Source organism: Paenibacillus prosopidis, assembly GCF_003337375.1.
GTDB classification, from domain to species: Bacteria; Bacillota; Bacilli; order Paenibacillales; family Paenibacillaceae; genus Pristimantibacillus; species Pristimantibacillus prosopidis.
In genome coordinates this window covers 61229-81504 of the sequence record NZ_QPJD01000015.1, presented here as the reverse complement: position 1 = coordinate 81504, position 20276 = coordinate 61229, and the positions used below count along the sequence as shown (strand labels likewise).

Sequence of the window (20276 nt, the reverse complement as noted above, 5' to 3'; positions counted from 1 at the left end):
GTTGTCCATCTTGTTTATAATAGAATGGTTTATGGAACGTGAAAACTAGGATGCATGAGCATTTTCGGAGGGGAAGGCATAAAATGAAAGCAACTTGGGAAAAAATAGACAAGAACATCGTGTCGATCGACGTGGAGGTAGAAGCGGAGCAGGTCGCACAAGCTCTTGATCAAGCATTTAAGAAAGTCGTTCAAAAAGTGAATGTTCCAGGATTCCGTAAAGGTAAAGTGCCGCGCGGCATTTTCGAATCCCGTTTTGGAATTGAAAGCCTGTATCAGGATGCTATTGACATTCTGCTGCCTGATGCTTATTCCGACGCAGTCAAAGAAAACAATCTTCAGCCGGTTGACCGTCCTGAGATTGACGTAGAGCAATTCGCAAAAGGTCAAACATTCAAATTTAAAGCTAAAGTTATCGTTAAGCCGGAAGTAACGCTTGGCGATTACAAAGGCTTGGAAGTTGAAGCTGTCGCATCTGAAGTAACGGAAGAGGAAATTGCAGCTGAACTGGAGCGTTTGCAGCAGCGTCACGCAGAGCTTTCGGTCATTGAAGAAGGCGCTGCTCAAAACGGCGACATTACCGTTATCGATTTCGACGGCTATGTAGACGGAGAGCAATTTGAAGGCGGCCAAAGCGAACGTTATTCGCTTGAGCTTGGTTCAGGATCTTTTATCCCTGGCTTCGAGGAGCAAGTTGTAGGCATGCAAATCGGCGACTACAAGGACGTAGAAGTTACGTTCCCTGAAAGCTACCATGCTGAAAACCTGGCTGGCAAACAAGCAGTATTCAAAGTGAAATTGCATGAAATCAAACGCAAAAATCTTCCGGCTTTGGATGATGAGTTTGCTAAAGACGTCAGCGAGTTCGATACAATTGACGAATACAAGCAAGATCTGTCCGCTAAGCTGAAGGAACGCAAGGATAAAGAAGCCGAGCAAGCTCTTGAAACAGCAGTTGTCGAGAAAGCTACGGCGGCAGCAGATGTTGAAATTCCTGAGCCGATGATCGTTACTGAAACGGACTACATGGTCAAGGATTTCGAAAACCGTCTGCGCATGCAAGGCATGAACATGGATCTTTACTTCCAATTCTCAGGTCAAAACGAGTCTGTTCTTCGTGAGCAAATGCGTGCGGATGCCGAGAAGCGCGTTCGCAATAACCTGGTGCTTGACGCTATCGCGAAAGCGGAAGGAATCGCTGCGACTGACGAGGATTTGACGGAAGAGCTTGAGAACTTGTCCAAAGCCTACAACCGCCCTGCGGATGAGCTTCGTGAGATTTTCACGAAAAACGGCAACATCGACAGCTTGAAAGAAGATGTTGCGCTTCGTAAAACAATCAAGTTCTTGCTTGAAAACAGCAAAACGGTTTAATCGATCACATAAGAGAAATTAAATAAAACGTTTTACACAAGATAAGGCACGTCACAGATACGTGCCTTATTTTGACCCTACATATGAAAATGTGCTTGCTCTGGAGGCTAATCTCCGTACATATCGAACGGCCGTCGCCGTATACTGTATTATTGGAAAAATGACATCACTTCGATGACGTGTTACAATAAGTAAGTAATCTAAGCCATAAACGAAAAGAGGTTGGTCGCATGAATCTAGTACCGATCGTAGTCGAACAAACAAACCGTGGGGAACGTTCTTACGATATTTACTCCCGTTTGCTGAAGGACCGTATTATCTTCCTTGGGAGCGCAATTGATGATGACGTAGCAAACTCCGTCATTGCACAGCTGCTGTTTCTGGCGGCCGACGATCCGGAGAAAGACATTCATCTGTACATTAACTCTCCCGGCGGGTCCGTAACAGCTGGGATGGGTATTTTTGATACGATGCAATATATTAAGCCTGAAGTGTCTACGATTTGCATGGGCATGGCAGCAAGCATGGGTTCGTTGTTGTTGACAGCGGGTGCGAAAGGGAAGCGGTTCGCGCTTCCAAACGCTGAGGTTATGATTCACCAGCCCCTTGGCGGCGTGCGTGGTCAAGCGACCGATATCAAAATCCATGCGGATTGGATTTTGAAAACGAAACAAAAGCTGAATCAAATTTACGTAGAACGTACCGGACAGCCTTATGACAAAATCGACCGCGATACCGACCGTGACTATTTTATGAGCGCGGAAGAAGCTCTTGCTTACGGTTTGATTGACAAGGTGATTACTACTCCGGTATCGGCGATTTAATCAAAAGGGGTGATTACATGTTTAAATTCAACGATGAAAAAGGCCAGTTGAAATGTTCGTTCTGCGGAAAGTCGCAAGATCAAGTACGTAAGCTGGTTGCCGGACCCGGCGTCTATATATGCGATGAGTGTATTGAGCTGTGTACAGAAATTGTTGAGGAAGAGCTTGGGAATGAGGAAGAGCTTGATCTCAAGGACATTCCGAAACCGAAAGATATCCGGGCAATATTGGATTCTTATGTTATCGGACAAGAATTTGCGAAAAAATCATTGTCTGTAGCCGTGTATAACCATTACAAACGCATCAATTCCGGCAGCAAGATCGAAGACGTGGAACTGCAGAAGAGTAATATTTTGCTGCTGGGTCCAACGGGCTCCGGTAAAACATTGCTGGCGCAAACGATGGCTAAAATATTGAACGTTCCATTTGCAATTGCAGATGCTACATCGCTTACGGAAGCCGGTTATGTAGGGGAAGACGTGGAGAACATTTTGCTCAAGCTCATTCAAGCTGCCGACTACGATGTCGAAAAAGCGGAGCGCGGTATTATTTATATCGATGAGATTGATAAAGTGGCCCGCAAATCGGAGAACCCGTCCATTACGCGCGACGTATCGGGTGAAGGCGTGCAGCAAGCGCTGTTGAAAATTCTAGAAGGCACGGTTGCATCCGTTCCGCCTCAGGGCGGTCGCAAGCACCCGCATCAAGAGTTTATTCAAATCGATACGACGAACATTTTGTTCATTTGCGGCGGCGCGTTCGACGGGCTTGAGTCCTTGATCAAACGCCGTATCGGTAAGAAGGTTATCGGCTTCAACTCTTCGGGCGAAATGCAGAAGGATTTGAAAGCAGGCGAATATTTAACGATGGTATTGCCTGAGGACTTGCTCAAATTCGGACTTATTCCGGAGTTTGTTGGACGTCTGCCGGTTATTTCTACCTTGGAGCCGCTTGATGAGCCGGCACTCGTTCGGATTTTGTCCGAACCGAAAAACGCGCTTGTGAAGCAGTACCAAAAGCTGCTTGAGATGGACAATGTCAAGCTCGATTTCGAGCCGGCCGCACTCGATGCCATTGCGAAGGAAGCGATCAAGCGCAACACAGGCGCACGCGGCCTACGCGCAATTATCGAAGGCATCATGCTCGAGGTTATGTATGAGGTGCCGTCACGTGATGATGTGAGCACATGTCTCATTACGGAGCAATCCGTAAAGGACAAAATTATGCCTGAGCTTGCTGCTAAGAAGGGTAAGAAGAAAGAAGAGAGCGCCTAGCCATCACTACCGTCATTGTTTCCACCCAGCCGTGCGGGTCACCGCCAGTCAAAGGGTGGACTTTGACGTTCATGGGAGAGATAAGTAAATGTACTTACGTCAAGATACGGTAGCGGTTAAAGTCGGCGATCTTACGATTGGCGGCAGCAATGAAGTAATTATTCAAAGTATGTGCACGACCAAGACAGCAGATGTGGAAGCGACAGTCGCAGAAATATTGCGTCTCGAGGAAGCGGGCTGTCAGGTCGTGCGTGTTACCGTCAATAATAAAGAAGCAGCAGAAGCGATTAAAGAGATTAAAAAGCGCATTCATATTCCGCTTGTCGCGGATATTCATTTTGACTACCGATTGGCACTGATGGCGATCGAGAACGGCGTAGACAAGGTGCGGATTAATCCGGGCAACATCGGTCGCCGCGAGAAGGTCGAAGCGGTTGTCCAGGCGTGCAAGGATAAGGGCATTCCAATTAGGATTGGCGTAAACGCAGGTTCATTAGAAAACCACTTGCTTGAGAAGTACGGTTATCCGACTCCGGAAGCGATGGTAGAGAGTGCATTGTTCCATATCGGAATCTTGGAGGAGCTTGATTTTCACGATATTATCGTGTCGCTGAAGGCGTCTGACGTACCGATGGCGATTGCCGCATACAGCATGGCTGCCGAGAAAATTAAATATCCGCTGCATCTTGGCATTACGGAAGCAGGTACGCTGCATACGGGCACAATTAAGAGCTCGGCGGGCATCGGTGCATTGCTGGCTCTTGGCATCGGCAATACGGTACGGATTAGCCTCAGCGCTGATCCGGTTGAAGAGGTGAAGGTAGCACGCGAGCTGCTGAAGACGTTCGGACTGATTACGAACGCGGCAACGCTCGTTTCGTGTCCGACATGCGGCCGATTGGATATCGATCTATTTTCAATTGCCAATGAGGTAGAGGATTATATTGCAAAAATAAAAGTGCCTATAAAAGTTTCCGTGCTTGGCTGCGCGGTGAACGGGCCCGGCGAGGCACGCGAGGCCGATATCGGCATTGCAGGCGCAAGAGGCGAGGGCATGCTGTTCCGGTACGGGGAAATGATACGCAAAGTACCGGAAGCAGAGCTTCTAAACGAGTTAAAGAAAGAAATCGATGAAATCGTACGCGTGTTTGAAGAAACAGGCGAAATACCTGGCCGCAAGCATCATGCGCCAGCATAAGCCATGACAGATTAAGAGGCTTAATTACGTCCATACGTGACGTAGTTAAGTTTCTTTTTTTATAGGCATGGAATGTGATGAATAGGGTAAATTATCCACTGATGATACACATCACAGCTGAAATAGATGCGGAGGTGAAAAACGTGGATTGCGATCAACCGAATCAACAATGCGAAATCGATCAAGAAAGCTTAAAGCGCATTCTGCAGCAATCGCTTGATCAAGAAACAGAACTTCTTCGAACCTATACAACGACTTCGGAACAGATTCATCAAAACGAAGAGCTCAAGATCCGGCTGCAAAACTTTGCGGAAGGGAATGCCAAACGTTCCAGGCAGCTGATGGATGAACTGAAAGCATTGAATTAGGAGTTCCCTTTCCGGCAGGTGGACAGGATGTTCTGACGAAATCGGAAAAAAATCGCGAAAGCGGTTATTCCCTCTTCTAAGGGGTAATACTACCAATTATGTAGTTTGTTCGTACTGCCAAAGGACGGCGTCAGCCGTTTACGCTTGAGAGGGGCGGATAGGTAATGAATTTAAGTGTTGTATTAATGTTGATCCAAGTGTTTTTTGCTGTAGTTATTGGCCTGTATTTCTGGAACTTGCTGCGCAATCAGAAGACGAACCGTTCTGCGGTAGACCGGGAATCGCGCAAAGAAATGGATAAGCTGCGTAAGCTGCGGTCGGTTTCGCTGACGAAGCCCCTGGCGGAGAAGACGAGACCGCAGGCGATGCAGGATATCGTCGGACAACGCGACGGGCTGCGTGCCTTGAAGGCAGCGCTCTGCAGCGCAAATCCGCAGCATGTTATTATATATGGGCCGCCAGGCGTCGGAAAGACGGCTGCCGCACGCGTTGTGCTTGAGGAAGCAAAAAAAAATCCATCATCGCCGTTTCTTCCGGAGGCAAAGTTTACGGAGATTGATGCGACAACTGCGCGGTTTGATGAGCGTGGTATTGCCGATCCGCTTATCGGTTCTGTGCATGACCCGATTTATCAGGGTGCGGGCGCAATGGGAGTTGCGGGAATTCCGCAGCCGAAGCCAGGTGCCGTTACGAAGGCACACGGCGGTATTTTGTTTATTGACGAAATAGGTGAATTGCATCCGGTACAAATGAATAAATTGTTAAAGGTGCTTGAGGACCGCAAGGTCTTTCTTGAAAGTGCTTATTACAATTCGGAGGATGCAAACATCCCGGTTTATATTCATGATATTTTTCAAAATGGATTGCCTGCCGATTTCCGGCTTGTTGGAGCAACTACCCGCTCGCCGCAGGAAATTCCGCCTGCCATCCGGTCACGCTGTATGGAGGTGTTTTTCCGGCCATTGCTTGCAGATGAAATCGGGTTAGTAGCGGAAAATGCAGTGAAGAAGATCGGCTTTGCGCCGTGCCCGGAAGCCATTGACGTTGTCAAAAAATATGCAACGAACGGCCGTGAGGCAGTAAATGTCATTCAGCTTGCAGCCGGCGTAGCCTTATCCGAGAAAAGGGACAGCATCACAGCAGGCGATATTGAGTGGGTAGTCAACAGCAGTCAAATTCCGCCGCGTCCTGACCGCAAAGTGCCTGATGCTCCTCAGATTGGCTTTGTGAACGGTCTTGCCGTCTACGGTCCGAATATGGGAACGCTGCTCGAAATTGAGGTTAGCGCAATTCCTGCTGCCTCAGGAAACGGTCAATTTACGATTACCGGCGTTGTTGACGAGGAGGAGCTTGGAGGCGGCACACGGACACTCAGACGCAAAAGCATGGCAAAGGGCTCTGTGGAAAATGTGCTTACGGTGCTGCGCCGCATTGGACTTAATCCGCAGGATTACGACTTGCACATTAACTTTCCGGGAGGAACGCCGATTGATGGGCCTTCCGCCGGGATTGCCATGGCAACAGCGATTACTTCGGCTATCAAAGGCGTACCAATCGACAATAAGCTAGCGATGACGGGAGAAGTCGGCATTCATGGCAACGTGAAGCCTGTCGGCGGCGTATTAGCTAAAGTAGAGGCTGCATTCCAAGCAGGTGCCAAGCAGGTTATTATTCCGAGAGAAAACTGGCAGGCCATATTCGCTGATCTGGAGGGACTTAAGGTTATTCCGGTAGAGCGGGTTGAAGAAGTGTTCGCTTATGTGTTTCCTGAGGCTGACGTCCTGCCGAATCGCGTGGAAACACCGCTTGGAACAGATCTTTTTATTGCATCAGGCGTTCCCTATTTGCAGGCTGATTCCGTAGAATGATAAAATGGGGAAGACGTTAACATTTGGAGGTGCTGGAGTGGGACCTAGTAAATCGAAAGGTCGTCGACTGCCCTTGCTTCCGCTGAGGGGTCTACTCGTTTATCCCAGCATGGTGCTCCACCTTGATGTGGGTAGGGACAAATCGGTTCGGGCGCTTGAGCGCTCGATGGTCGAAGATCATATGATATTGCTTTGTTCACAATCTGAAGTGAACATTGAGGAGCCGACCGAGGAAGATATATATAAGGTCGGCACGATTGCGAAAGTGCGGCAAATGCTGAAGCTGCCGAACGGTACGATTCGCGTTTTAGTGGAAGGTGTCATTCGCGCAGAGATTTTGGATTATTTGCCGAATGATGAGTTTTACGAAGTGTCGGTTAAGGAGCTGCCGGAGCAGGAGACGGATGACCCTGAGGTTGATGCGCTTATGCGTTCCGTTCTGAGCCAATTTGAGCATTACATTTCGTTATCGAAGAAAATAACGCCGGAAACGCATGCTGCGGTGTCGGACATCGACGATCCAGGTCGGCTTGCGGACGTTATAACGAGCCATCTGACACTGAAAATCAAGGATAAGCAGGACATTCTTGAAACGGTCGATGTAGGAGAGCGTCTGGAGAAGCTGCTCGACATTTTGAACAATGAGCGAGAGGTGCTTGAGCTCGAACGCAAAATAAACCAACGCGTCAAGAAGCAAATGGAAAAAACGCAGAAGGAATATTATTTGCGCGAGCAAATGAAGGCGATTCAAAAGGAGCTTGGCGAGAAGGAAGGTCGCGCAGGCGAGGTTGAGGATCTGCGTAGTCAGCTTGCCGAAGCAGGTATGCCGGATCTCGTGAAGGAAAAGATCGAGAAGGAAATCGATCGCCTGGAGAAAATGCCGTCTACATCAGCGGAAGGCGGCGTCATTCGAAATTATATCGACTGGCTTCTGTCATTACCGTGGAATAAGCAAACGGATGATGACCTTAGCTTGAGCAAAGCGGAGGATATTCTTAACGACGATCATTATGGATTGGAAAAGCCAAAGGAGCGGGTGCTGGAATATTTGGCGGTGCAGAAGCTGGTCAAGCAGCTCAAAGGGCCTATCCTTTGTCTAGTCGGTCCTCCAGGCGTCGGCAAAACGTCGCTCGCACGTTCAATCGCGAAGTCGCTGGGTCGAAAGTTTGTACGTATTTCACTAGGCGGAGTGCGGGATGAAGCGGAAATTCGCGGTCACCGCCGAACTTACGTTGGCGCGATGCCGGGCAGAATCATTCAGGGAATGAAGACGGCGGGCTCGTTAAATCCTGTATTTCTGCTGGACGAAATCGATAAAATGGCAATGGACTTCCGTGGCGATCCTGCTTCAGCTCTTCTAGAGGTGCTTGATCCTGAGCAAAATAATACGTTCAGCGATCATTTTATCGAAGTTCCGTTCGATCTTTCGAATGTTATGTTCGTAACTACAGCGAACGCGATGCACAACATTCCGCGGCCGCTGCTTGACCGTATGGAGGTTCTGTATATTCCAGGCTATACGGAGCTTGAAAAGCTGCAGATCGGCATGCGTTACTTGCTTCCGAAGCAGAAGAAGGAGCATGGGTTAACGGAGGAGCAGCTGAAGGTATCTGACGAGGTACTGCTGCAGCTTGTTCGAGAGTATACCCGTGAGTCGGGCGTACGTAATTTAGAACAGCAAATTGCTGCTGTGTGCCGCAAAGCAGCGAAGCACTTCGTTGCGAATGAGCAGGCAGAGCAGCAAGAGCCGCTTGAGCTTAAGAGCGAGCTGCTTAAGGAATGGCTCGGACCGGCGAAGTTCCGTTACGGGCTTGCTGAGACCGAGAACCAAATCGGCGCTGTTACCGGCCTGGCTTGGACGGAGGTTGGCGGCGATACGCTAGTCATCGAGGTAACAATCATGCCTGGCAGCGGGAAGCTGACGTTAACCGGCAAGCTCGGTGATGTCATGAAGGAATCGGCGCAAGCAGCTTTCAGCTATACGCGGTCAAGAGCGATCGAGTTAGGTCTTGATCCGAGCTTCCATGAAAAAAACGATATTCATATTCATATTCCGGAGGGTGCCATTCCAAAGGATGGTCCATCTGCAGGCATTACCATTGCAACGGCTCTTATTTCGGCACTTACCAATCGCTATGTGTCCAAGGAAGTAGCGATGACAGGTGAAATAACGCTGAGAGGCCGCGTGCTTCCGATTGGCGGCTTAAAGGAAAAATCGCTGGCCGCACATCGCGCAGGCATTCGGAAGGTGCTGCTGCCGAAGGACAATGAACGGGATTTAAGGGACATTCCCGACAGCGTACGCAATGATATGCAATTTATTCCTGTCAGTCATATGGATGAAGTGCTGAGGCATGCGCTCGTTCCGGTTCAAACGGGGGAGAAGGCAGGTACATCGATTTTATGAAAATAACACAAGCGCAGTTCATCATCAGTGCGGTACAGCCGCATCAATATCCTGAGGACGCCTTGCCGGAGATTGCTCTGGCAGGGCGTTCGAATGTCGGCAAATCATCCTTGATTAATAAATTAATTTTACGCAAAAACTTAGCTAGAACGAGTTCGCAGCCGGGCAAGACGCAGCAGCTTAACTATTACCGGGTAAATGAAATGATTTACCTGGTCGATTTTCCCGGTTATGGCTACGCGAAGGTGTCGAAGACGCAGCGCGAGCAGTTTGGTGAGATGATTGAAAAATATATTCGTGATCGCGAGCCGCTTAAGCTGCAGCTGCTTGTAATCGATATCCGTCACGAGCCGTCAGCACAGGATAAGCTTATGTACAAATGGCTGAAGCATTACGAGATACCGACCTGTATCGTGGCGACGAAGGCGGATAAGATTCCGAGGTCGAAATGGGACAAGCATATAAAGATGATCAAAAAATCGCTGGAAGCGGATCCGCGCGATTCAGTCGTTTTGTTTTCCTCAGAAACGGGGCTTGGACGAGAGCAGCTTTGGGACATCATTACGGAAGCGATTGCTACATGAGGTAGCTAGTGCAATAAGTTCTTATATAAAGCAGAGGATTCAGTGAAAAAGTCGGCTTTCCTCGTGGAATCCACCGTTTTTTTGTGGAATATGCGTAAATATCGGGGATGGACGGCAGGAATATAATTCGCTGATCACGTATAATATACTTAAACAGCAAGACCAAAGCATCTAGACCAAAGCGTGCAAGTTTAAAGAATTGAGGAGATTTTTATGGCTAAGCGGCTAGCCACAGAGTATGTAAATGCCAAACTGCAGTTAACGAATGATGAGATGGCTGAGTTTATCCGATTATTTGAAGAGCAGCAATTACGCCTTCAGGTGCTAGTGCTCGATAACGGAAACCAGGAGCTGGTTCTCGAAGACGTAGCAGGGAGGGAAGAAGTCCGACTGACCTTCGAACGTCAACAAGACTATTATGTATGCGTACTTACTTGCCGCCTTATTGGGCCAAGGCTGACCAATGCTATGCGCAAAGCGGTATCTGCTTTCCGCGGCAACGCGATCGTCAACCGAATCTATAGTCATTATACGATGATCTATCATTATATGAACGGTACTGTTCTCAAAATTGTTGAAAGCTCCAAAACAGGAGAACGAGTGGTATTTGAGTTTAAGGATACGCTTGGTCAACTAGAGCGTGTTTTCCGCAGCCGTCTGATTGAGCGTGAGATCAGCTTAATCAACAGCGCGGTTAACGAGCTGCTCGATCTGCGCAACCAAACAAACGAGGCTGAAGAGATTGGCAATATCGATGAGCGATTAACCGAATTGACCCGTAAGCTCTTTGTTCTTGAAGCGTAATAATGTATAAGAAAAAGGAAAGGAGCCGCTGCCGCGGCTCCTTTTTTTCGTTACCACATCAGAATGTTTAAGTGCATTACAGCGATAAAGCGTAAAGGAGATCATTCTGATTATAAAAACTTCATAAACGCGGTCGCCCATCCTCGAAGTACTTCGATAGGAGTTTTTCTCATATCTAATATTTGTCATTGGCTCTATATGCAACATATTGCGAGTGTAAACAGTTAATAACATTGGGAACATGAATAATGACTGTTACCTACACACATAGGAGAAGGAGAACGAGCCACATGAATCAGACAGCACGGTTCAAACAGTTTGCAATTGGCATATCCTTTGCGATTGCCATTTCATTATCGTCTTGCAGTAACAGCGATGCTAATATGAATCAAACACCGCCTCCAGCAACAGCGTCTCCAAGCGTACAGCCAAGCACAGAGCCACGCACGGAGCCAAGCGATACAAATGACGGGAACATTGAGGAAGAGCTGACAGGCGGCTCTGAAGCGGCAGTAACGATTGGTTCCCTTGTTGAGCTTGCAAAAGAAGGTAAGGTGCCAAATTGCGAATATGCCGCGCATTCCGCTTTATATGATGAGATTGAGAAGGCATGGGGAAAGGCCGATAGTAATAATACTTCCGGTAAAGGCATATATGCCGAATACAAAGACAAAGGCATTACTTTCGGGTACAACAAAGGGATGATTGTATTCGATGTAAGATCATATGCGAAGAAGCTTCAGTCGCTTACCCTTACGGATATTGAAGCCGCTCTGGGTAAAGCGGATAAGACAACCGTTAACGGATCAGACGACATCTATACGTATCAGGTTAACGAGCAATACCAGCTGAAATTTATAATTTCGGAGACAACCGGCAAGGTTGACCACATCTCCGTATATAGTCCGGAGGACACCAAAAATAATATGGCGGGATGACCCGTTATTGAGTTGCGGGATAAGCTTATTGATCATACATTGAGAACGGGGCTGGAAGGTGAACGCCAATTCAATCCTTGCAAAAAAAAATGTTGCAATTATTACGGATAGATGTTATTTTTATTCTCGTTGAAAAGATTGTTGGCCTTAAATAATAGGAACCAGGATTCACTCAGGACATTGTTATGTTGCGAGAGATTAATCCCTCGGGAAGTGAATGACGTAGGTCCTAGCGGATGAAATTTTTCAAACATTTTATTCCTAGGAAGGGGGAACCGAAAGATGGAATATTCAACTTTCGGAAGACACGTTGCTGTTGATACTTGGGGTGTAGACTTTGATCTACTAAACAGCGCTGAATTTTTACAATCACACATGGTAGAGGCTGCTGAAGCTTGTGGTGCTACTGTATTGTCAGTTCAAGCGAAACAATTCGAACCTCAAGGAGCAACTGTACTCGTGCTGCTGTCGGAGAGTCACCTCTCGATTCATACGTATCCTGAGAGAGGTTTTGCTGCGCTGGATTGTTATACCTGCGGTGAAACTGTTGATCCTCAGCTTGCGATCGACTACATGCTCGCTGTACTGAAGCCAAAAGCAACTTATGCGAAGAAGCTTGTACGCGGAATGGGCGAACTGCAAGTGGAAGAACCAAAAATGAAACAAACCGAGCTCGTTTAAGAGCTTTAAATTAATCGGTCATATCGAAATAACCATGGGATTTCTCCATGGTTATTTCTTTGCCTGAAAAGGGAATAATGAGTATGTATTTTTCAAATATTATTCATAAATGAACACTATCTGAATGTCGAATTGTGCTATACTTAACGGTAATATAATAGGTTGATACGAATTGGAGAAGGAGGCAGGTGACCGCGCATGCACATTATCGCGATAGGACTGAATTATCGAACGGCTCCCGTGGAAGTTAGAGAACAATTTGCGTTTGCGGAACGGGATTTACCGGAAGCGCTAAAGCAGCTCATTCAGACACAAAGTATAATGGAATGTGTCATAGTAGCGACCTGCAATCGGACGGAGCTATACGCTGTTGTAGACAGGCACCATTTGTGCGGGCACTATATTCGAAGCTTTATGGAGAAATGGTTTAAATTGCCTCGTCAGCAATTTACGAACCATTTATATATGTACGAGGATGACAAGGCAATTGAACATTTGTTCCGAGTCACAAGCGGACTCGATTCGATGGTCATAGGAGAAACGCAAATTTTAGGCCAAGTGAAAAGTGCGTTTTTGTTAGCGCAACAGTTGAAAACGACCGGAACAGTGTTTAACATGCTGTTTAAACAAGCAGTCACGCTGGCTAAACGCGCGCATTCCGAGACAGCGATCGGCGAATCGGCTGTTTCTGTCAGCTATGCAGCCGTCGAGCTCGGAAAAAGGATTTTTGGACAATTTAACAAAAAGACCGTTATGGTTATAGGCGCAGGAGAAACGAGTGAGCTGACAGCGAAGCATTTGTATGCGAATGGTGCTGACCGGGTTATTGTCGTGAATCGGACGTACGAGCGGGCAGCGAGTCTGGCGGACAAGTTTAACGGCGTCGCATGGTCGATGGAGGAAGCGGCGGAGAGGCTGCACGAAGCGGACATTATTATTAGCTCGACAGGGGCACAAGGCTACGTACTCAATCGTCAGCAGGTAGCTGGAGCGATGCAGCGCCGTAAAGCAAAGCCTCTGTTTATGATTGACATAGCGGTACCCCGTGATTTGGATCCTTCAATTGCGGCTGTCGATAATGTCTTCTTGTACGATATTGATGATCTGGAGGGCATTGTGGAGAGCAACCTGGAGCACCGCCGCCTGGAGGCCGCCAAAATCGAAGCGATGATCAGCGAAGAAATCGAGCTGTTTGACCAATGGTACAAAACGCTTGGTGTCGTTCCGCTTATCAGAGCGTTGCAAACGAAAGCGTCAGACGTTCATGAGGAAACAATGAACAGTTTGACGAATAAACTACCTAACCTTGGGGAGCATGAGCTCAAAGTCATTCGAAAGCTGACGAAGAGCATTGTAAACCAAATGATGCAGGACCCTATTTTGCGCATAAAAGAAATGGCCGGTGAAAAGCGGGCTGATGAAGCCATGGATATGTTCGTCAAGCTGTTTGCACTGGAGGAAGAGCTGGCTAAGACGCAGCAAGCAGAGCTTGAGGCGGCTGCCGAGTCTGGCGTTGCGGCAAAAAAGAAAAACGTTCAAACCCATGCGGCTGCGGTGGCACTAGCTCCTATTATCAGATAGAGGGCCGTAATGTGGAGGGACAATGCTGATGCAAAACTTGCTATATGATGCGATACTTTATATCTATGCCCTGAGCCTACTGTTTTATTTCTCCGACTTCATGAACGCGAGCCGGAGAGCAAAACGGATAGGTACAGGGCTGCTTATTTTTGTTTGGGTTTTGCAGACTGGTTATTTGATCACCCGCATTGTGTCTCATTTACAAATGACAGTTGTAACTCCTTTTGAGTATTGGTTAGGGTTTTCATGGCTTCTGGTTACGATATCGTTAGTCATCAGTCGGTTTATAAAGATTGATTTTATCGTCTTTTTTGTAAATGTAGTCGGATTCGCGGTGCTGGCGCTTAACTTGTACAGCAATCCAGGGAACGGCGAATCATTAGCGGTATGGAAAACAACGAGGGATCTGCTGTATGTACATATTAGTCTGGTCCTTTGCGCATATGCGGCACTAACAATTGGGGCTTTATTCGCCTGCATGTATTTATTTTTGCACAACCAATTGAAGCGTAAACGGTGGTCAAATTTTGTGAGAAGACTGCCAAGCTTAGATTTGATCGAGCGCTATGGTGACCGGGCGGTTATCATCGGCGTGCCGCTGCTGGCTATGTCCCTCGCGATTGCGGTTATATCTCTGCTCGTTGAAGGCCGCATAGCGCTGCTGTTTGACTGGAAAGTCCTTTCTTCGTTTGCGACATTGATTATGTATATTATTTATGTCTATCAGAGAGCGATGCTAAAACGGCCAGGACTGCAGCTTGCTAGGCTATATATCGCTTCGTTTGGAATGCTGGTTTTGAATATATTATCGAATTACTTTTCATCTTTTCATTAATAAAGCGGAAGATGCTGTGAATGGAGGCGCTAAGCAGATGAATGGATATTATCCCATCGTCTTGCAGCTTCGAGGCAAGCGGTGCGTCATTATCGGTGGCGGGGGCATTGCGCAGCGCAAGCTGCTTGGACTGCTGGAGGCAGGGGCGGATGATGTGCTTCTGGTCAGCCCTTCTGTCACGGCGCAGATTGAAAGGTTGGCAGCAGAGGGCAAGTTCCGTTTAGAGCGCCGCGAATATAAGGAAGAGGATGCGAAAGAAGCATGGCTTATATTTGCGGCGACAAACGATAAGCGTGTCAATGCAGCGGTTGCTGCAGACGGAGAGCGATTCGGTGTTTTGGTCAATGCGGCAGATGAGCCGGACAACAGTACCTTCATTTCACCGTCCGTCGTACGCAGAGGCGATCTATTGCTTGCCGTTACCGTATCCGGAGCGAGTCCGGCGCTGTCGCAACAGATCAAGCAGGAGCTTGAAGCACAGTACGGCCCTCGCTATGAAGAAATTGCGGCCCGGCTGCGCCGATTGCGTGATCGGACGCTTGACATGATTTTGGATGAGCAAGAGAGACGGGCCGTACTAAAGCTTGCAGCTGAAGATGCTGTGCAGTTTAATCGTAACAACTTCGACACTGATGAATGGCTGCAAAGCCTGTATCATCGGATAGACAGGAGGCATTCATAATGGCAGCAGCAAACATGGAGAAACGGGTTATCGTTGTAGGAACTAGACAGAGTGCGCTCGCGTTGACACAGACTGGACAAGTCATTGATGAGCTAAAGCGGATCAGCGAGAAGCATGGCTTCGATTATACGTTTGAGATAAAGAAAATTGTAACGAAGGGCGACCGCATTCTTGATGTTACGTTGTCCAAGGTAGGCGGAAAAGGATTGTTCGTGAAGGAAATCGAGCAGGCGTTGGTCGACGGGGTAATTGACTTGGCTGTGCACAGTATGAAGGATATGCCGTTTGAGCTGCCGGAAGGCCTGATCAATGGCGCGATTCCTAAACGCGTCGATCCTAGAGACTGTCTAGTGATGCGAGATGGCAGCAGCTTGGATGACTTGCCGGTTGGCGCACGTATAGGTACGAGCAGCCTGAGGCGGTCATGCCAGCTTAAGCATGCCAGACCGGATCTTAAGTTGGAATCCATTCGCGGCAATATTGATTCACGTATTCGCAAGCTGGAAACGGAAGGCTTTGATGCGGTCGTACTTGCTGCGGCCGGACTAACGCGAATGGGCTGGCAGGATCAGATATCGGCAAGTATTCCCGTAGATGTATGCTTGCCGGCTGTTGGCCAAGGGGCGCTCGGCATTGAATGCCGGGAAAATGATAAGCAAATACGACAATTGCTTGCCTATTATAACGATACCGAAACAGAACTTACTGTACGGGCTGAACGCAGCTTTCTTGGTGCGCTTAACGGAGGATGCCAAGTTCCGATCGGCGCTTATTGTGTAATTAGCGATGCAGATCAAGGCAATAAAGTTGAGCGGCAGTTAGTCATGACTGGAATGGTCGGTTCGCCGGATGGCGCGACCATGCTGAAGGAAGTTATGCAGGGGACGAATCCCGAGCAGCTTGGACGCGATGTTGCAGCTGCTCTCATTGCACGCGGTGCAGACCGCATTTTAGCGGAAATTGGGGGATGAGAAGCTTGGATAAGGGGAAAGTTTATTTGGTCGGTGCGGGACCTGGCGATCCAAAGCTGATTACCGTGCGGGGCCTGCAATGCTTAGAGCAATGCGATGTTGTCGTGTACGACCGTTTGGCGAGTCCTCGGCTATTGAGACATGTGAAGCCCGGAACGGAGCAAATCTATGTCGGCAAGCTGCCGGACCGTCATACGATGAAGCAGGAAGAGATCAATCAGCTGCTTGTTGACTTGGCGCTGCAAGGGAAGACGGTTACCCGGCTAAAAGGCGGCGACCCGACGATTTTCGGACGGGTCGGAGAAGAAGCCGAGCTGCTTTACGACAACGGCATTGAGTTTGAAATTGTGCCCGGCATAACGTCAGCGATCGCTGTACCTGCTTATGCCGGCATTCCCGTGACGCACCGGGACATGGCCTCATCGCTTTCTATCATTACGGGACATGAGAGTCCGGACAAGCTCGATCGTTCGATTCATTGGGACAAGGTGACGAATGCGACAGGAACGCTTATTTTTCTTATGGGTGTCGCCAAAATCGGATATATCGCAGAACAGCTCATACGTCATGGCAAAGCTCCGCAAACACCGGTTGCACTTATTCGTTGGGGAACGAGAGTAGAGCAGCGCACGATTGTCGGGACGCTTGAGACTATTGAAGCGATCGTGAGAGAAGCGGATTTTCAACCCCCTGCCGTCATCGTTGTCGGCGAGGTCGTACTGCAGCGCGAGAAGCTGCAATGGTACGAAAAGAAACCGTTGTTCGGCATGCGGGTACTCGTCACGCGGGCAAGAGCGCAGGCTAGCGAGCTTGCGGATCAAATTGAAGCATTGGGCGGCGAGCCTTGCGAGTTTCCAGTCATCGAGACACAGGAGCCTTCAGAGCCGGCTGCGGTCGAAGCGCTTCGCGAGCGGCTGCAGGATGCGGAACAATACCAATGGATCATGTTCACGAGCGTGAACGGGGTTGATTACTTCTATCGCTGGCTGCGTGAATTCCATATTGATATTAGAAGGTTTCATGGCGCTAGAATTGCCGCAGTCGGTCCAAAGACGGCAGAAGCGCTTAAACAGCGCGGACTTACGGTGGAAGAGCTGCCGGTGAAGTTTCATGCGGAGGGATTGCTTGAGAAGCTGGAGGCGGAGCTGAAGCCGGGTGAGCGCGTGCTGCTTCCGCGAGGCGACTTGGCACGCGAAGTATTGCCGCGTGAGCTTAAGGCGAAAGGGCTAGTTCCAATCGAAATAGACGTTTACGAAACAGTGCTGGCCGATTCACAGGATGAGCTGGCGCTGGAATGGATCCGTGAAAAGAATATTCATATGATCACGTTTACGAGCTCGTCCACTGTGACGAATCTGCTTGAAGTATTGAAACGCAGAGGCATTGCGAATCCAGTAGATCTGCTCACGGGAATACCGGTTGCAAGCATCGGTCCCATAACGACACAGACGGTAGTTGATGCCGGCCTCAAGGTAACCATCGAGCCTGAAGATTCGACGCTGGACAGCTTAATGCAATCGATCGTTAACTATCATCGCGCCAATACAAGCGCAAATTAAGGGAGGAAGAGCAGGTTATGAGTTATCCGACAGTGAGGAACCGCAGATTGCGCAGAACGTCTGCGCTGCGCAGCTTAGTTAGGGAAACGGTGCTGAGCGCAAATGATTTTATTTATCCCATCTTTGTTACATTCGGTCATAACATCAAAGAGGAAATTCCTTCGATGCCGGGCGTTTACCATCTTTCAATGGACCGCTTGGAGGAGGAAATACGGGACGTTATCGCAGCCGGCATTCAATCCGTCCTGCTGTTCGGCATTCCGGAGCATAAGGATGCAATAGGCGCATCCGCTTATGACGCGAACGGTATCGTGCAGCAAGCGATTAGAGCGGTAAAGGAATGGGCTCCGGAGCTTGTTGTTATAGCAGACACCTGCTTGTGTCAATTTACCGATCATGGCCATTGCGGTATCGTTCATGTGCATGAAGCGACGGGTACGGCTGAAGTGGATAATGACTCCTCCTTGGATTTGCTTGTTCAGACTGCAATATCGCAAGCGCAGGCGGGAGCTGATATCATCGCGCCTTCGAATATGATGGATGGCTTCGTTCTCGCAATCCGTGACGGGCTCGATGAAGCAGGCTTCAGCGATATTCCTATTCTTTCGTATTCCGTGAAATATGCCTCTGCTTTCTACGGACCGTTCCGTGATGCTGCTCACTCGGCACCGCAATTTGGTGACCGCAAGACGTACCAGATGGATCCGGCTAACGTGCGCGAGGCGCTTCGCGAAGCGGAGTCAGACGTGGCCGAGGGTGCTGATATGCTCATGGTGAAGCCGGCATTAGCATATCTTGACGTCATTAAGCTGCTTAAGGAGCAATTCGATTTGCCTGTTGCAGCGTATAATGTAAGTGCAGAATACTCCATGGTAAAGGCTGCAGCTGCTAACGGATGGATTGATGAGCGTGCTGTCGTGCTCGAAACGCTGACCGGCATGAAGCGCGCCGGTGCCGATCTCATCATTACGTACCATGCGAAGGATGCGGCCCGTTGGCTCAAAGGAGAGGAATAACCAGATGAGTGAGCATTTGAACAGTAGAAATGACGAACGCTCGGTAGCGGCTTTCGCACGAGCCAAGAAAGTCATTCCAGGCGGTGTGAACAGCCCGGTCCGGGCATTCAAATCGGTAGGCTTGAACCCTGTATATATGGAACGGGGACAAGGCAGCCGTATATACGATATCGATGGCAACAGCTACATCGATTACGTCGCTTCATGGGGTCCGCTAATTATGGGACACGCGCATCCCGAAGTGATCGAAGCCATTAAACGTACGGCAGAGAAAGGGACGAGCTTTGGCGCTCCGACCGAGCTTGAGACCTTAATGGCGGAGCTTGTGTGTGAACGCGTCCCTTCCGTTGATGTTGTGCGGATGGTTAACTCCGGTACGGAAGCAACGATGAGCGCACTTCGGCTCGCACGCGGATATACGAATCGCAGCAAAATATTGAAATTTGAAGGATCCTATCACGGCCATGCGGACAGCTTGCTGATCAAAGCGGGCTCAGGCGTAGCGACGTTAGGTTTGCCTGACAGTCCCGGCGTACCTGAGCATGTGGCTTCGCATACGATTACCGTTCCTTACAACGATCTCGAATCGGTTAAGCTTGCATTCGAGAAGTTCGGTGAAGAAATCGCATGCATCATTGTCGAGCCGGTGGCAGGCAATATGGGCGTTGTACCTCCGCTGCCAGGCTTCCTGCAAGGACTGCGTGACGTAACGACGCAATACGGCAGCGTTCTTATTTTCGATGAGGTCATGACTGGCTTCCGCGTCGGTTATAGCTGCGCTCAAGGTTTATACGGCATAACGCCTGACCTGACTTGCTTCGGCAAAGTAATCGGCGGTGGATTGCCGGTCGGCGCATATGGCGGCAAACGTGAATTAATGGACATGATAGCGCCGAGCGGGCCGATCTATCAAGCGGGTACATTATCAGGTAATCCGCTTGCGATGACTGCAGGCTATACGACACTCAAGCTGTTAACTCCGGACACTTACGAGCAGCTGGAACGGCAAGCGGTCAGGCTGCAGCTCGGCTTCGAGGCAAATGCCCGCAAGCACGGAATCGCAAGCACCATTAATCGCGTAGGTTCAATGGTATGTCCGTTTTTCACCGATACGTTTGTTATTAACTATGATACAGCGAAAACATCTGATCTCGAACGCTTCAAGACTTATTTTGCGGCGATGCTTGATTTGGGAGTAAGCATTGCTCCATCCCAGTTCGAAGGCATGTTCGTCTCTGCTGTTCATACGAATGACGATATTGATGCGACGATAGAGGCCCACGATAAAGCGTTAAGTCGATTGTAGGAGGTTG

18 protein-coding genes are annotated in these 20276 nt (G+C 48.9%); all 18 read left to right on the top strand.

Annotated elements, in window-relative coordinates; all coding sequences use genetic code 11:
* Positions 1-83 precede the first annotated feature (83 nt).
* Complete coding sequence (gene tig / locus DFP97_RS22015) at positions 84-1373, top strand: trigger factor (RefSeq protein ID WP_114382381.1); 1290 nt, start codon at positions 84-86, stop codon at positions 1371-1373.
* Between the two features lie 230 nt (positions 1374-1603).
* Positions 1604-2197 (top strand): ATP-dependent Clp endopeptidase proteolytic subunit ClpP, encoded by a 594-nt coding sequence (clpP, locus tag DFP97_RS22010; RefSeq protein WP_114382379.1) that lies wholly within the window; start codon positions 1604-1606, stop codon positions 2195-2197.
* 17 nt (positions 2198-2214) lie between these two features.
* Positions 2215-3471 carry an ATP-dependent protease ATP-binding subunit ClpX gene (gene clpX / locus DFP97_RS22005; RefSeq protein WP_114382377.1) on the top strand — a complete coding sequence of 419 codons (1257 nt, stop codon included), beginning with the start codon at positions 2215-2217 and terminating at the stop codon, positions 3469-3471.
* 88 nt (positions 3472-3559) lie between these two features.
* Entirely contained in the window at positions 3560-4669 is a 1110-nt protein-coding gene (ispG, locus tag DFP97_RS22000) for a flavodoxin-dependent (E)-4-hydroxy-3-methylbut-2-enyl-diphosphate synthase (protein ID WP_114382375.1), read from the top strand.
* A gap of 143 nt (positions 4670-4812) precedes the next feature.
* Entirely contained in the window at positions 4813-5037 is a 225-nt protein-coding gene (locus DFP97_RS21995; RefSeq protein WP_181873625.1) for a hypothetical protein, read from the top strand.
* A gap of 164 nt (positions 5038-5201) precedes the next feature.
* Positions 5202-6905, top strand: coding sequence for an ATP-dependent protease LonB (gene lonB / locus DFP97_RS21990; protein WP_114382373.1), 1704 nt, complete (start codon positions 5202-5204; stop codon positions 6903-6905).
* 37 nt (positions 6906-6942) lie between these two features.
* Positions 6943-9312 carry an endopeptidase La gene (gene lon / locus DFP97_RS21985; protein ID WP_114382371.1) on the top strand — a complete coding sequence of 790 codons (2370 nt, stop codon included), beginning with the start codon at positions 6943-6945 and terminating at the stop codon, positions 9310-9312.
* Positions 9309-9896, top strand: coding sequence for a ribosome biogenesis GTP-binding protein YihA/YsxC (gene yihA, locus DFP97_RS21980; RefSeq protein ID WP_114382370.1), 588 nt, complete (start codon positions 9309-9311; stop codon positions 9894-9896). Before lon ends, yihA begins: the two co-directional genes overlap by 4 nt.
* A 213-nt stretch (positions 9897-10109) precedes the next feature.
* Entirely contained in the window at positions 10110-10700 is a 591-nt protein-coding gene (locus tag DFP97_RS21975; protein ID WP_114382368.1) for a non-ribosomal peptide synthetase module, read from the top strand.
* 290 nt (positions 10701-10990) lie between these two features.
* On the top strand, positions 10991-11638 hold the full coding sequence (locus DFP97_RS21970) for a YjgB family protein (protein WP_114382366.1): 648 nt from the start codon (positions 10991-10993) through the stop codon (positions 11636-11638).
* Between the two features lie 282 nt (positions 11639-11920).
* A complete protein-coding gene (speD, locus tag DFP97_RS21965; RefSeq protein ID WP_114382364.1) occupies positions 11921-12319 on the top strand; it encodes an adenosylmethionine decarboxylase in 399 nt (132 codons plus the stop codon).
* A 198-nt stretch (positions 12320-12517) separates the two neighbouring features.
* On the top strand, positions 12518-13900 hold the full coding sequence (hemA, locus tag DFP97_RS21960) for a glutamyl-tRNA reductase (protein WP_114382362.1): 1383 nt from the start codon (positions 12518-12520) through the stop codon (positions 13898-13900).
* Between the two features lie 28 nt (positions 13901-13928).
* Positions 13929-14735: a cytochrome c biogenesis protein CcsA gene (gene ccsA / locus DFP97_RS21955; protein WP_245976524.1), complete on the top strand. Its 807-nt coding sequence runs from the start codon at positions 13929-13931 to the stop codon at positions 14733-14735.
* 37 nt (positions 14736-14772) lie between these two features.
* Entirely contained in the window at positions 14773-15417 is a 645-nt protein-coding gene (locus DFP97_RS21950; protein ID WP_114382358.1) for a precorrin-2 dehydrogenase/sirohydrochlorin ferrochelatase family protein, read from the top strand.
* Positions 15417-16388 carry a hydroxymethylbilane synthase gene (gene hemC, locus DFP97_RS21945; RefSeq protein WP_245976523.1) on the top strand — a complete coding sequence of 324 codons (972 nt, stop codon included), beginning with the start codon at positions 15417-15419 and terminating at the stop codon, positions 16386-16388. The genes DFP97_RS21950 and hemC overlap by 1 nt, the downstream gene beginning before the upstream one ends.
* Before the next feature lie 5 nt (positions 16389-16393).
* Positions 16394-17947 (top strand): uroporphyrinogen-III C-methyltransferase, encoded by a 1554-nt coding sequence (cobA, locus tag DFP97_RS21940; protein WP_245976520.1) that lies wholly within the window; start codon positions 16394-16396, stop codon positions 17945-17947.
* A gap of 17 nt (positions 17948-17964) precedes the next feature.
* On the top strand, positions 17965-18963 hold the full coding sequence (hemB, locus tag DFP97_RS21935) for a porphobilinogen synthase (RefSeq protein WP_114382354.1): 999 nt from the start codon (positions 17965-17967) through the stop codon (positions 18961-18963).
* A gap of 4 nt (positions 18964-18967) precedes the next feature.
* The gene (gene hemL, locus DFP97_RS21930) at positions 18968-20269 is read left to right on the top strand and encodes a glutamate-1-semialdehyde 2,1-aminomutase (protein WP_114382352.1); all 1302 of its coding nucleotides are present in this window, start codon (positions 18968-18970) and stop codon (positions 20267-20269) included.
* Positions 20270-20276: the final 7 nt, after the last annotated feature.

Excerpts from the sequence above, each read along its gene's own strand:
- tig (WP_114382381.1), top strand. The coding sequence starts at position 84 with ATGAAAGCAACTTGGGAAAAAATAGACAAGAACATCGTGTCGATCGAC.
- clpP (WP_114382379.1), top strand. The coding sequence starts at position 1,604 with ATGAATCTAGTACCGATCGTAGTCGAACAAACAAACCGTGGGGAACGT.
- clpX (WP_114382377.1), top strand. The coding sequence starts at position 2,215 with ATGTTTAAATTCAACGATGAAAAAGGCCAGTTGAAATGTTCGTTCTGC.
- ispG (WP_114382375.1), top strand. The coding sequence starts at position 3,560 with ATGTACTTACGTCAAGATACGGTAGCGGTTAAAGTCGGCGATCTTACG.
- lonB (WP_114382373.1), top strand. The coding sequence starts at position 5,202 with ATGAATTTAAGTGTTGTATTAATGTTGATCCAAGTGTTTTTTGCTGTA.
- yihA (WP_114382370.1), top strand. The coding sequence starts at position 9,309 with ATGAAAATAACACAAGCGCAGTTCATCATCAGTGCGGTACAGCCGCAT.
- DFP97_RS21975 (WP_114382368.1), top strand. The coding sequence starts at position 10,110 with ATGGCTAAGCGGCTAGCCACAGAGTATGTAAATGCCAAACTGCAGTTA.
- DFP97_RS21970 (WP_114382366.1), top strand. The coding sequence starts at position 10,991 with ATGAATCAGACAGCACGGTTCAAACAGTTTGCAATTGGCATATCCTTT.
- speD (WP_114382364.1), top strand. The coding sequence starts at position 11,921 with ATGGAATATTCAACTTTCGGAAGACACGTTGCTGTTGATACTTGGGGT.
- hemA (WP_114382362.1), top strand. The coding sequence starts at position 12,518 with ATGCACATTATCGCGATAGGACTGAATTATCGAACGGCTCCCGTGGAA.
- ccsA (WP_245976524.1), top strand. The coding sequence starts at position 13,929 with ATGCAAAACTTGCTATATGATGCGATACTTTATATCTATGCCCTGAGC.
- DFP97_RS21950 (WP_114382358.1), top strand. The coding sequence starts at position 14,773 with ATGAATGGATATTATCCCATCGTCTTGCAGCTTCGAGGCAAGCGGTGC.
- hemC (WP_245976523.1), top strand. The coding sequence starts at position 15,417 with ATGGCAGCAGCAAACATGGAGAAACGGGTTATCGTTGTAGGAACTAGA.
- hemB (WP_114382354.1), top strand. The coding sequence starts at position 17,965 with ATGAGTTATCCGACAGTGAGGAACCGCAGATTGCGCAGAACGTCTGCG.
- hemL (WP_114382352.1), top strand. The coding sequence starts at position 18,968 with ATGAGTGAGCATTTGAACAGTAGAAATGACGAACGCTCGGTAGCGGCT.